We start from the raw sequence: 12,240 nt of genomic DNA, 5'->3' as shown, positions 1-12,240 counted from the left end.
GGTGTTCCGGCTCAGGCGCGGTCTTCGCCGTACCGGAGAGGTTGTCAGGGGGTCGTCCGGGGAGCCGCGAGCAGGTTCCGGCGTGCCTTGCGCCGGTAGCGGATGACCTGGAAGGTGCCCAGTGCCCAGATCGGGTACTGCGTGGCGAGGGCCCAGCGGAAGGCGTCCAGGCCGTTGTCGCCCCTGAGGTCGAGGGTGATTCCGATCAGGGCGATCACCAGTATGGACGCGACGAAACCGCCGCCGTTCACGATGCCGGTGGCCGCGCCGATCCGGGTGGCCGGGTTGAAGGTCCTGGCGTAGTCGAAGCCGATCATCGACCCCGGCCCGTTGGCCGCCAGCACCGCCACGAGCACGACCAGCAGCCAGAGTGGTGCCCGCCCCGGCCAGAGCAGTACGGCGGTCCACACCCCCGCGGTGCTGCCGATCACGACGAACACCATCCGGGAGCGGTGGAAGGGGAACCGTCCGGCGAGATAGCCGAGCAGCGGCCCGCACACCATGCCGCACAGGGTCAGCGTGGTGAGCAGCACCCCCGCCGTCGAGGGGGTGAGCCCCTGCCCCTGGACCAGGAACGGATATCCCCACAGCAGCAGGAAGGCCGCGGCCGAGCACTGGGTGGCCGCGTGGGTCCACATGCCCAGCCGGGTGCCCGGTTCGGCCCAGGCCGCCTTCAGGCTCGGTGGCTGCCCCGCGACCTCGGGGAGGGTGTCGCGCAGGACCGTGATCAGCAGGAACGCCGAGACCACGCCCACGACGGCGGCGATCAGGAAGGTCGGCGTCCAGCCGTAGGTGTGCAGGGAGTAGATGAGGGGCACCGCGGAGGCGATCGCGCCCAGCTGGCCGAGCAGGCCGGTGAGCTGGACCATCAGCGGGTTGCGGTGGGCGGGGAAGGAGAGGCGGACCAGCCTGATCACGCTGATGAACGTCATCGCGTCCCCGCACCCGATCAGCGTCCGCCCGGCGATCCCCGGTAGCAGTCCTCCTGCGAGGGCGAAGACGAGCTCGCCGCAGGCCATCACCACGGCCCCCACGATCAGCATCCGCTTGGAACCGAGCCGGTCGACGAGCACCCCCACGGGCACCTGCATGCCCGCGTAGACCAGCAACTGGCACATGGCCAGGATCGAGAGTCCCGCCGCGCCGACGTCGAGCCTCGCCGCCGCCTCGATGCCCGCCACACCCAGCGACTGCCGGTGGAAGACGGCGACGATGTAGGCGAGCACACCGGTGGCCCAGAAGAGAATCGCCCTAGACCGTGGTGTCATGGGGGGAATATTACTTTTTGGGGGTTTTAACAATACGAGCGGGGTCGTGAGGACCCGGGAACGGCTTTTCTCTGAACGGTCCTCCCGCGGTCCGGAGGGCGGTGAAAGGGGTCCGGGCATGCCTCAGCCGGTGCGACCCCCGTGGTCGCACCGGCTGAGGAAGGCGTGGTGCTAGCGGTGGTCCGAGCGCCCGTGACGACCGGCCACGAGCTGGTCGGTGGAGGCCTGACGGGGCACGTCGACCCGGGGGTGGGGTGCGGTGTCCTCGACACGGTCGTCGACGCCGTCGCGGTCGCGGTCGACCACGGGGGCCGAGGCGGTCGCGGGAGCGGCGGAGGCGGCAGGGGCCACGGGAGTCGTGGCGGCCGCGGGAGTCTTGGGAGACTCTTCGAGCTTGCGCTCCAGCTCCCGCTTCTCCTCCTCCAGGCGGGTGACACGGTCACGCGCCTCCATCCGCGAGGCACGGAGCCTGCGGCGGTGCGCGGCCGAGCGTCGCATACCCGCGAACACCATTCCCATGCCGAGCAGGAAAACCGCTCCCGTGGCGACACCCGCGAAGAAGAGCTCCAGCTGGGACAGCTGGAACAGGCGGTCGAAGACCGTGAACGAAGCGGTGGCGGTCGATGTCGTGGTCTCGTCCCAGGAGACCGCGATCACGGCCGCACCCGCGACTACGATCAAGAGAAGTCCCAGCGCTATCATGTGTGACCTCACCTCAGGCTTGGGCTGTTGTGGTAGCCCTTGCTGCCCTGGGCGAGCGGGATTATTCATCGGATCCCGATGGGCGTCGAAGAATATGACGGACAAGCTTCCTGAAGGTGCCACTGATATCGACATTTAGCTCGATATCACCGTTATCGGCGTGGGACGCGGCTTTTCGGTGCGTACCCACCGGGCCCCTCCTGGCTGGACTTCACGGTGCTCGACCGCTCCCCGGCCTCGTTCCGTTCACCGGGGCACCTGATCAGCCGGGGAGTCGCCGCCGTAGCCTGGTCTCGACCGAGGAGGACCCCGTGACGCGCATCCTCGTCGTCGACGACGAACCCCAGCTCCTGCGGGCGCTGCGCATCAACCTGGCCGCGCGCCGGTACGAGGTGGCCGTGGCGGACGACGGTGCCGCCGCCCTGCGCCAGGCCGCCGACTGGCATCCCGACCTGGTCGTGCTCGACCTCGGCCTGCCCGACATGGACGGGGTGGACGTCATCCACGGGCTGCGCGGCTGGACGAGTGTCCCGATCATCGTGCTGTCCGGCAGGGCCGAGAGCCACGACAAGGTGGAGGCCCTGGACGCGGGCGCGGACGACTACGTCATCAAGCCGTTCGGCGTCGACGAGCTGCTCGCCAGGATCCGCGCGGTGTCGCGCAGGGTCTCCGCCACCGAGGAGGAACCGGCCCGGTTCGTGATCGGCGAGCACGAGGTGGACCTGGTGGGCAAGACCGTCTCCGGTGGCGTGCGGCTGACACCCACCGAGTGGCGCCTGCTGGAGATCCTGGCCCGTAACCCCGGCAAGCTGATCACCCAGCGCCGTCTGCTGAACGACGTCTGGGGCGCCGCCTACGGCAAGGAGACCAACTACCTTCGCCAGTACATGGCCCAGATGCGCAAGAAGCTGGAGCGCGACCCCGCCCACCCGGTCCACCTGCTCACCGAACCGGGCATGGGCTACCGCTTCCAGCCCTGACCTGCCCCTTCGCCGGACTCGGTCTCAACCAGCGGACACCCCCGTGTCAACCATGAGATGACCGGGAATCGGTCAGGCGTGAGTCCGTAGACCTTTTCTGGAGGCATGGTTGAGCACGCGGGGGGTGGTCACCGTGATGCTCGGCGCCGCGGTGCTCTTCTCATTGTCGACGCAGGGTGAGGACACGCGTGCGAGGGCCGCGCCTGCCCGGGTCGCACCACTGGACAATCCGGACGGCGTGGGTCCCGGCCTGGCGCCCGTCAGATCGGCCGGGGATCGGGGAGCCGCCGTCAGGCTGATCGGGAGACTCCGGGTCAGGCCGATGGGCTCCAAGGCCGGCTACAGCAGGACCAGGTTCGGCGAGAACTGGGCCGACACCGCCAAAGGGGTGCCGTACGCGCGCAACGGCTGCCGTACCCGCGACGACCTGCTGGCCCGCGACGGCGAGGACGTGCGCTACCGCCGAGGGTCCGACTGCGTGGTCGTCTCCATGAAGTTGCGCGACCCCTACACCGGCCGGATCGTCCGCTGGACCAAGAAGCGCTCCGATGAGATCCAGGTCGACCACGTGGTCCCGCTCTCCTACGGGTGGCGGATGGGAGCCTCCCGCTGGCCGATGTCCAAGCGGAAGCGCATCGCCAATGACCCGCTCAACCTCATCCCGGTGTACGGCGCCGCCAACGAGGCGAAGGGCGGCTCGGGACCGGCGTCCTGGCTCCCTCCCGTACGCGGGGTCCGCTGCGCCTACGTCGTCCGCTTCGCCCAGGTCGCCCTGAAATACAACCTGCCGGTCACCCGCGCGGACAAGAAGGTCATGCTCGCCCGGTGCAGGTGACCTCCGCGCGGCCGCCCTGAGGTCAGAAGCGGCGGATCAGGGCCTGCTTGGCGGTGGTGAACTCCTCGTCGGTGAGGATGCCGTCCCTGTGCAGGTCGCCCAGCTCGCGCAGGCGGCGCAGGAGCGAGTCCGGGTCGTCGCCGGCGGCGGGTGCCGTGGAGGCCTCGATCGAGAGGGGTTCGGCGGGAGGTGGGTAAGCGTCCGAGGGGTGCGGCAGCCTGGCGAGAACGGCGGCGACGAGCAGGGCCGTCGTGCGGATCTCCTTGTCGAATCCCCACAGGACCAGGCAGTTCGGGTCGTGCTTGGGAGCGAATTTGTGGGGTGCCGTGCCCTTCACATGGAAACGGAGGCAGCCGTTCTCCATGCCCGTGGCCGGAACCCACTCCACGCCGTTCAGGTCCTTCAGCGCGAACCGCTGGGAACCCGCCGACTTCTTGACCCCCTCCGCGGCCCAGTTCCATTCAAGACGGATCGACTCACCGTCGAACGTGGCCGTGCCGTCGCCCGCCGGGACCACCACGGGCAGTTCGGGGCCGGGCATGAGGTAGCGCTCCGAGGGACCGTCCGGCACCTGCTCGATCACCAGCGCGTTGCGTACCTCGGTGACGAAATACTCGGCGGCGCCGATGCGGTCGGTGTCGACGACCAGCTGGTAGGGGTCGGCGGCGTCGGCGATCCGACCGCGCGCCGCCTGGCTGAACGGGTCGGCGCCCTCCCGCAGGCGCAGTCGCAGCCTGCCGCCCTTCTTACCGGGCTCGTACGCGATGCCGGCCACCGCCTCCAGCGGCACCCGCACCTCTCCCAGCAACTGCCGCAGTTTCTTCACGCTCCGGTCACGGCCGGGCACGATCCGCAGGATCTCGCCGTCGAACGTCCAAGTCCCGTCGCGCACCATGACCTCCGCCATATGGCGATCGTATGGCAGAGGGCACGGGATGCTCGCAATCGAGTGGGTTGAGTCACCCCAGACCGGTTCTCCATCGTCCCGGCACGAAAGCTCCGGTCATCTTCGGACTCTCCACCCGTGTGCGCCTTGTCGCCGCAAAGAAGCTTCCGGCGGGCGCCCGCCGGAGCCGACCGCGGACGAGAACGGCGTAAAGGAGCGTCAGGAAAGGGTGAAGAAAAGATACCGACATTGGCGTTCGGGCATTTCCCGGGATTTCATGGAGGGGCGGAGGCCCACCCCCTCGATAAATGCCTATTCGGCAATAAATGTCCGTTATGCGGAGGGGGTAGGTGTGATGTCCGGGATCGAACCGGTGGGGTTCTCGCTCGCCGGGGGGTTCGTCACCGTCGTCGCCACGGCCGCGACCGCCTCGCTGCTCCTCGCTCCGGCGGAGACCACCGGCCGCGTACTGATCATGGCGATCGCCGTGTGCGCCTACGCCGCCCGCGGGGTCCGGGCCGGGGTCGCGCTGGCGACGGCCGTCATGGCGTGGTTCTTCGGTACCGGATTCCTGGTCAACGGTGCCGGGGAGCTCAGCTTCGGCAGGCAGGACCTGCTCCGCCTCGGCCTGTTCGCCGTCGTCGCGCTGGGTGCGAACGCGTGCGCCGCCGGGTGCCGGATGGTCGCAGCCAGGCGCCGCCTCCGCGTCCCGCTGCCCGGAGAAGACCCCTCGCGTCTGGTCCTCGCCCGCAACTGACGCGCTCCACGGCCCGAGGGCCGTGTGATCGTGGGGAACGGGAGTTCATGGGTATTCGAGGGATTCGACATCGTTCGCGGCATTCGACAGGAGAATGCCGCGCCCGGCCGATGCCGGGTACGGCATTCTCTTTTAACGACAATTCTTTCATTTGTCAGGCTCGGAACTCGGAGAGGTTCAGAGCGGCGGTGTCTCGTTGGTGAACTTGTCGCAGTTCGCCGGGTAGGCGGGAGGCCCGAGAGGCGTTCCCGGAGCGAAGAAGCCCCCCGTTCGCGGAACCGGCCGCCCGAGAAGACACTTCGTCCGGGCGACCTGACCGGACGAACTCTGGACCGTGAGGTGAAGGTACGGAAGGGCGCCGTCATGGAGGATCGTCGTCGCGAGGTCCACCACGTCGGTGGGATGACCGGGGATCTTCGAAAGATCGTGCCAGAGCGGAGTCGTGCGCGGATCGCGGAGTTGTGCCGTCCCGTCGTTCCTGACCGACGCGGTGATCGGTTCGAAAAGCAGGTACGACACCGAGACGGCGGAGGTCGGCGCCGCGGGGCCGATCGGTCCCGCGGGTCCCTCGGGGCCAGGTGCTCCAGGCTCGCCCGCGGCTCCGGTGGCGCCGGTCGGGCCCACCGGTCCGGTGGCGCCAGGTTCGCCGGCCGGCCCCACGGGTCCCGGAGCGCCGTCCGCACCCGTGGGCCCGGGGGCGCCGACCGGTCCTTCCGGGCCCATCGGCCCGACGAGGCCGACAGGTCCTTCAGGGCCGATCGGCCCCGCAGGTCCTTCAGGGCCGATCGGTCCCACCGGTCCTTCAGGACCGATCGGCCCTACCGGTCCCGCGAGTCCCTGGGGACCCGCCGGACCCGCGGGTCCTTCAGGGCCGATCGGTCCGGTGAGCCCATCCGGTCCCTGAGGGCCGATCGGTCCCGCAGGTCCCATCGGCCCCGCAGGACCGGTGGCACCCGTCGCGCCCGCGGGTCCCATCGCGCCCGCCGGGCCCGGTGCCCCGGGAAGGCCGGGGGCACCGGTGTCACCCTTCGCTCCCGTCGCTCCCGTCGGTCCTGCGGGACCCGAAACTCCCTTGGAGCCTGCCGGACCGGCCGGGCCTGCGGGGCCCACCAGAATTGCGGGTCCTGCCGGATTTGCCGGGCCTGCCGTCCCCCCGGGTCCCGCCGGTTTCGCGGGGCCGACTGGTTTCGCTGGGTCGGCTGGTTTGGCAGGTCCCGCTGGTTTCGCGGGCCCCGCCGGTTTGGCCGGTTTAGCCGGGCCGGGTAGGCTGAGCGGATCGAGTGGAGCATCTGGAAGATCCGTTTTGGCGGGATTTTCTTTAGCGGGATTCGCCGGGATCGCCGATTCCGATGGCAGTTCGAGACTCGACGATTTCTTGCCGCGGTCCCGGCCGCTCCTGCTCTTCCCGCTGCCCCGATTCTTGCCGGGACGATCGCGGTCGCACACGCAGTGCTGCCCCTGGCACTTGCAGTCTTCCCGCCCGAGGGCTCCGATCAGGGAGAAACTCGCGCCCCCGGGCGCGCCGATCGTCCTCCCGACCGGGATGGTCTCGCTACCTGCGGCTCGCGTGTTGAGGAGAACGACTCCCGTGGTCTCGGTCACGGCGCCGGCCGGTGCCTGGCAGGAAAGTGCCAGAACGGCACCGATTGCTGTTGTCGCGACGGACCGGTTTCGAGCACGTTGGCTGGAATTAATGTTTTGAGCCCGTTTTCTACCGCTAAAAGTCATCGCATTCCATGTCTTTTGTGATTTCAGGGAATCGGATTGCTTGAACCGCGACGATGGCGGCAAGCAGGAGTTACCCGATGATCGACATGGCAAAGCGCGACCCTCGTTAAGAAGGTTTAAACGGATTCGTCAATGGCGGGGATATGTCCAGGTTGTTTGATTCCCCGCCCGTGGCCGCGGCAGATGGCGGCTCTCTCGATTCGCATATCCGAGTCGAGGCCTTTTTTATTGCCCGTAATGATTTTTGAGATGATTATTCGGGTCAAAATTCGTGACGCGCGTCGTGCCGTCCCCGGCGGGACCGGGAGCGCCGGTCCCGCCGCCGGCAGATGCTGTGGGTGAGCCGGTGGACGTCCTCTCGGATGTGTTCACCGGTTGTGTCTACTGGCTCTCGCTCGCCTGCGTCTGGCCCTGCTCGGCGAGCGTGCCGCACTTGTAGCCCGCCTCTCGCTCCGGCTGCAGTTGGAGGTTGCCGAGGAGCGTGCCGTCGATCGGGCGCCGGAAGGTCTCCAGCTTGTCGCAGTCGTAGAAGACGTAGGTGCCCTGGCTCTCGCCGAGCAGCATCATCCACCGGCCGTCGTAGAGGGGCTTGTCGTCGTCGGCGTTCTTGATGACGGCCCACTGGTCCTGGAAGCCGACGTAGGGGAGGAGGTCGTTGGCCCGCCCCGTCTCCTGCATCTCGATCGCGCCCAGGGCCATCTGCAGGATCAGCAGGAATCCGAGGCCGATGCCCGTGAGGGCGCCGGTGAGCACCTTCATGCCGGCGCGGCCGACGGGCTTGCGGCGCAGCAGCCGGAACGGCACCAGGAACGTCAGCACGCCCAGCCCCACCGCGACGACGACCATGGCGGCGATTTCGAGGTCGCCCACGAGGCTCAGCAGACCCCAGTAGGTCGCGCCGCACCACAGCGCGGCGATCAGGGCGGCCACCCAGGGGCGGCGCCGTACGGCCGTCATGGCCTTTCCGACCGCGCCGCGGGTCACCTTGTCGGCGAGCCAGCCCACCCCGACGACGAGGCCGAGAAGCGGCGCGATGACGAGCAGGAGCAGGATCAGCGTCCCCATCAACCGGCCGAGCAGGACGGACTGGTCGATTCCCGCCTGCTGCGGGCTGATGCCGAACACGCCGTACATCTGCTCGACGCCGAGGTAGAGGACGGCGTAGAACGCGACGCCGATCGGGACGATGATCGAGCCGATGCGCTCGATCATCGCCAGCACGCCGCTGCCCTCCTCCGTGGGTTCCACGGGCTCCGCGGAGGTTTCGGCGGGAGGCGCAGGGGGGATATATACCTGTCGCTCTGAAATATCCTGACTTGTCACGAAGGATGATGGTAGGTCATAGCGATTGACGCGATGTTGACTATCTGTAAACGCGTCGAATCCGCCCTTCAGCTGGGCGGGAGCAGGGGAGACCGCTTCTCCCCGGAAAGCCGTCACCGGGGGACGATCCGCCCGCTCAGGGCTCCCTCGCTCGCAGCGGCCCGCAGTCCGGAGTGGTCCCACTAACCTCCGCGATGTCCTCCTGATCTGTGAAAAGTAACTATAAGTTTTTGCTGCGCGACCTAAAGTGATGGAGCTAGCCTGCCTACCGATACAGGCGGACCGTGGCGAGGGCGACGGGAGCGCGACGGCGGCGAGAGACGGTGAAGGCATGGTGATGGAAGGCGCGGTGGCCGTGGTCACCGGTGCGGCACAGGGCATCGGCGAGGCGGTGGCGCGAGCCCTGACGGCGACGGGCACACGTGTCGCCGCGCTCGACGTGAACGCCGAGCGGGTCGCGCGGGTCGCCGCCGGCCTCGGCGTCGCGGTCGCCTACCCCTGCCAGGTCACCGACAGCGCCGCCGTCGACGACGTGGTCGCGCGGGTCGAGGCCGATCTCGGCCCGATCGAGCTGCTCGTCAACGTCGCAGGAGTGCTCTGCTCGGGACCCGTCGTCGCCATCAGCGACGACGACTGGGCTCGCACGTTCGCCGTCAACACCGGCGGAGTCTTCCACCTGTCCCGCGCGGTCGCCCGCCGGATGATCCCCCGCAGATCCGGGGCGATCGTCACCGTGGGATCCAACGCCGCGGGCGTGCCCCGGACCAACATGTCGGCCTACGCCGCCTCCAAGGCCGCGGCCGCGCAGTTCACCAAGTGCCTCGGCCTGGAGCTGGCACCGTACGGCATCCGCTGCAACGTGGTGTCGCCCGGCTCCACCGACACTCCCATGCAGCGTGCCCTGTGGACCGGCGGCCACGACGCCAGGACGGTCATCGACGGCTCGCCGGCCAGTTTCCGGGTGGGCATCCCCCTCGGCAGGCTGGCCGATCCCGCCGACATCGCGGACGCCGTCCTCTTCCTGGCCTCCGACCGTGCCAGGCACATCACCATGCAGGACCTGTACGTCGACGGGGGCGCCACGCTCCGGTCGTAGTACGGCACACCCCCCGTTCCTGGATTTCTCCCGACAGGAGACCTCTTAGCCATGTCGTCAAACGACACCATGACCATGTCTCGAATGCCCGACCTTCTGGGAGATTACGAGCCCGGTACCTTCTTCTTCACCTCGCCGACCAGGACCCTGCTCGCCAGAGGGGTGGTCCAGGAGGTCCCCGATTCCGGGACGACGAGCCTGCAGGGTCGCGTCGCCTCGGCCCTGCGCGACGCGCGGGATTCCGGTCACCCCAACCCCGTGGTGGTGGGCGCGGTTCCCTTCCGCGACGATCGTCCCGCGCGCCTGCTGGTGCCCGCCACCGTCTGCTGGACGAGTCCGCCGACCGGCATCTCCGCCGCTCCCGAGCGGATCACGGGGACGTTCACCGGGGTCGGTCCGGTCTCCGATTCCGACGACTACATGCGCGGTGTGGAGAAGGCGCTGGCCAAGCTGACCGCCGGAGAGCTCCAGAAAATCGTGCTGGCCCGGACCCTGGACATCACCATGGGCGTCCCCGTCGACGTAGGCCGTATCCTGCGCAACCTCGTCCGGCGCGACCCGCAGGCCTATGGTTACGCGGTCGACCTGCCGTCGAGCGATGACACGGCCCGCACCCTCCTGGGAGCCAGTCCCGAACTCCTCGTCTCCCGCTGGGGCCGCCGGATCACGACGAACCCGCTCGCGGGGTCCGCGCCCCGCCACCCCGACCCCGTCGTCGACCGCGAACGGGCCCGCGCTCTGCTCGCCTCGGACAAGGACCTCCGCGAGCACGCCCTGGTGATCGAGAGCATCGTGGAGACGTTGCGCCCGTACTGCAGGAAGCTGTCCGTCCCCGCCGGGCCCTCGCCGCTGTCCACCGCCTCCATGTGGCACCTGTCGACCCGGATCACCGGCGTGCTGGACGACCCGGCGGTCACCTCGCTGGAACTGGCCACCGTGCTGCACCCCACCCCCGCCGTCTGCGGCACGCCCGCGGGCGCCGCGCGCGAGGCCATCGAGGAGATCGAGTCGTTCGACCGCGGTCTGTACGCCGGCCTGGTCGGGTGGGGTGACGCGACGGGCGACGGCGAATGGGTCGTGACCATCCGCTGCGCCGAGATCGCCGACCAGACCCTGAGGCTGTTCGCGGGCGCGGGGATCGTCGCGGGGTCGGTACCGGAGACCGAGTTCGCCGAGACCACCGCCAAGTTCCAGACCATGCTCCGCGCCGTCGGCCTGGACCAGGACCGCTGACCCGCCGGTACGGGCAGCGATCCGCCGTCACGGGCGATGATCCGCCACGGGGAGACGACTCGCCGTCACGGAAGAGGTTCACCGTCGCGGGAGGCGGTTCGCCACCGCGAGAAGGTTCCGTCACCGCAGGGAAACCGCAGAAAAGCCGCAGAAAAGCCGCAGGAAACCCGACGAAAACCGAGGAAAGGAGACAGCGCCCGTGGCCCTTCCCCAGATCGCCTCCTACCCGCTGCCGAGGGAGAACGACCTGCCCGAGAACCGGGTGAGCTGGCGCCCTGATCCGCGCCGCGCCATCCTGCTGGTCCACGACATGCAGAACTACTTCCTCGCCCCCTTCACCGCCGACGCCTCCCCGCTGACCGGGCTCATCGCCAACATCGGTCTCCTGCGCGACGTCTGCGCGGGGCTGGGGGTTCCCGTCGTCTACTCGGTGCAGCCCGGCGGCCAGAGCAGGCATGAGCGCGGCCTGCTCCAGGACTTCTGGGGAGCGGGCATCGCCGGTCTTCGCGAGAGCGAGATCGTCGCGAGCCTCCTTCCCTCGGAATCCGACATCCTGCTCACCAAGTGGCGCTACAGCGCCTTCCACAGGACCGACCTGCGTACCCGGATGGACGCGATGGGGCGCGACCAGATCATCGTCTGCGGTGTCTACGCGCACATCGGCTGCCTCATGACCGCCTGCGACGCCTTCATGCAGGACCTTCAGCCGTTCCTCGTCGCCGATGCCGTCGCCGACTTCTCCCCGGAACATCACGCCATGGCCCTCACGTACGCCGCGCAACGCTGCGCGGTCACGATCACCACCCGTGGGCTGGTGGGCGGGTGGGAGCCGGTGCCGCCGCCCGCCGAGATGGTCGGCGGCATGTAGGCCGGGCACGAACGGCGAGGCTGCCTTGAATACTAGCGGGGGGTATTCTTTCGCAGGGGAAGCCGAGCGGAGGGGGCGAGATGTACGGATACACCGCCAACAAGCAGGACCATGTGCGGCGGCTGCGTCGGATCGAGGGGCAGGTCCGGGGCCTGCAGCGGATGGTCGAGGAGGACAAGTACTGCATCGACATCCTCACCCAGGTGTCGGCGGCCAACCGGGCACTGCAGTCCTTCGCGCTGTCCCTGTTGGAGGAGCACCTGGCGCACTGCGTGGCCGAGGCCACGGCCAAGGGGGGAGCCGAGGCCGAGGAGAAGGTGAGGGAGGCGTCCGACGCGATCGCCCGCCTTGTCCGTTCCTGAGCGGGCCGTGACGGGCGGCGCCGTTCCTGAGCGCGTCGTGACGGATGGCGCCGGTGGGTCGAGGGCCGAACAGGCCGGACGCACGCGTACCGGACGACTCCTCCTGATCGCACCGTCGTCCGCCGCGGCCGAGCGCCGACCCCTGACGACCGGCGGGGACCGCGGGGACGGGGAAGTACGGAATCTCGGTGAGATGGTCCCC

General features: G+C 69.0%; 12 protein-coding genes. 7 read left to right on the top strand and 5 right to left on the bottom strand.

All coding sequences use genetic code 11. The features are described 5' to 3' along the window. Positions 1-44: 44 nt before the first annotated feature. Together ACIBH4_RS30185 and ACIBH4_RS30180 are read right to left on the bottom strand one after the other, a co-directional pair. Positions 45-1,268, bottom strand: coding sequence for an MFS transporter (locus tag ACIBH4_RS30185; protein WP_362518308.1), 1,224 nt, complete (start codon positions 1,266-1,268; stop codon positions 45-47). A 171-nt stretch (positions 1,269-1,439) separates the two neighbouring features. Further along, a complete protein-coding gene (locus ACIBH4_RS30180; RefSeq protein ID WP_362768871.1) occupies positions 1,440-1,949 on the bottom strand; it encodes a hypothetical protein in 510 nt (169 codons plus the stop codon). Positions 1,950-2,281: 332 nt separating this feature from the next. Between ACIBH4_RS30180 and ACIBH4_RS30175 the strand changes: the two genes are divergently transcribed. Both ACIBH4_RS30175 and ACIBH4_RS30170 read left to right on the top strand, forming a co-directional pair. Beyond that, a complete protein-coding gene (locus tag ACIBH4_RS30175) occupies positions 2,282-2,950 on the top strand; it encodes a response regulator (protein WP_362518300.1) in 669 nt (222 codons plus the stop codon). A gap of 109 nt (positions 2,951-3,059) precedes the next feature. Continuing rightward, the gene (locus tag ACIBH4_RS30170; protein WP_362518295.1) at positions 3,060-3,785 is read left to right on the top strand and encodes an HNH endonuclease family protein; all 726 of its coding nucleotides are present in this window, start codon (positions 3,060-3,062) and stop codon (positions 3,783-3,785) included. A gap of 22 nt (positions 3,786-3,807) precedes the next feature. Here the strand turns inward: ACIBH4_RS30170 and ACIBH4_RS30165 are convergent, their stop codons facing one another. Continuing rightward, a complete protein-coding gene (locus ACIBH4_RS30165; protein WP_362518290.1) occupies positions 3,808-4,692 on the bottom strand; it encodes a DUF4429 domain-containing protein in 885 nt (294 codons plus the stop codon). 334 nt (positions 4,693-5,026) lie between these two features. Between ACIBH4_RS30165 and ACIBH4_RS30160 the strand changes: the two genes are divergently transcribed. Next, on the top strand, positions 5,027-5,428 hold the full coding sequence (locus ACIBH4_RS30160) for a hypothetical protein (protein WP_362518286.1): 402 nt from the start codon (positions 5,027-5,029) through the stop codon (positions 5,426-5,428). A 177-nt stretch (positions 5,429-5,605) separates the two neighbouring features. Here the strand turns inward: ACIBH4_RS30160 and ACIBH4_RS30155 are convergent, their stop codons facing one another. Together ACIBH4_RS30155 and ACIBH4_RS30150 are read right to left on the bottom strand one after the other, a co-directional pair. Further along, positions 5,606-5,947, bottom strand: a complete 342-nt coding sequence (locus ACIBH4_RS30155; protein WP_362518283.1) for a hypothetical protein — start codon at positions 5,945-5,947, stop codon at positions 5,606-5,608. A gap of 1,590 nt (positions 5,948-7,537) precedes the next feature. Next, positions 7,538-8,404, bottom strand: coding sequence for a hypothetical protein (locus tag ACIBH4_RS30150; RefSeq protein WP_362518280.1), 867 nt, complete (start codon positions 8,402-8,404; stop codon positions 7,538-7,540). A gap of 406 nt (positions 8,405-8,810) precedes the next feature. Between ACIBH4_RS30150 and ACIBH4_RS30145 the strand changes: the two genes are divergently transcribed. The 4 genes from ACIBH4_RS30145 to ACIBH4_RS30130 all read left to right on the top strand — a co-directional run bounded on the left by ACIBH4_RS30145 (position 8,811) and on the right by ACIBH4_RS30130 (position 12,038). Next, positions 8,811-9,575 (top strand): 2,3-dihydro-2,3-dihydroxybenzoate dehydrogenase, encoded by a 765-nt coding sequence (locus ACIBH4_RS30145; protein ID WP_362518276.1) that lies wholly within the window; start codon positions 8,811-8,813, stop codon positions 9,573-9,575. Positions 9,576-9,659: 84 nt separating this feature from the next. After that, positions 9,660-10,808 (top strand): isochorismate synthase DhbC, encoded by a 1,149-nt coding sequence (gene dhbC / locus ACIBH4_RS30140; RefSeq protein ID WP_362518271.1) that lies wholly within the window; start codon positions 9,660-9,662, stop codon positions 10,806-10,808. A gap of 199 nt (positions 10,809-11,007) precedes the next feature. Continuing rightward, positions 11,008-11,676, top strand: coding sequence for an isochorismatase family protein (locus tag ACIBH4_RS30135; RefSeq protein WP_362518265.1), 669 nt, complete (start codon positions 11,008-11,010; stop codon positions 11,674-11,676). Between the two features lie 80 nt (positions 11,677-11,756). Then, entirely contained in the window at positions 11,757-12,038 is a 282-nt protein-coding gene (locus tag ACIBH4_RS30130; protein ID WP_350942464.1) for a metal-sensitive transcriptional regulator, read from the top strand. The last annotated feature ends 202 nt before the right edge of the window (positions 12,039-12,240 follow it).

Origin of the sequence: Streptosporangium sp. NPDC050284 (assembly GCF_044459525.1) — a bacterium.
Lineage (GTDB): Bacteria > Actinomycetota > Actinomycetes > Streptosporangiales > Streptosporangiaceae > Streptosporangium.
Note: the sequence above shows the minus strand (reverse complement) of the source record. Positions and strands in the feature narration are given on the sequence as shown.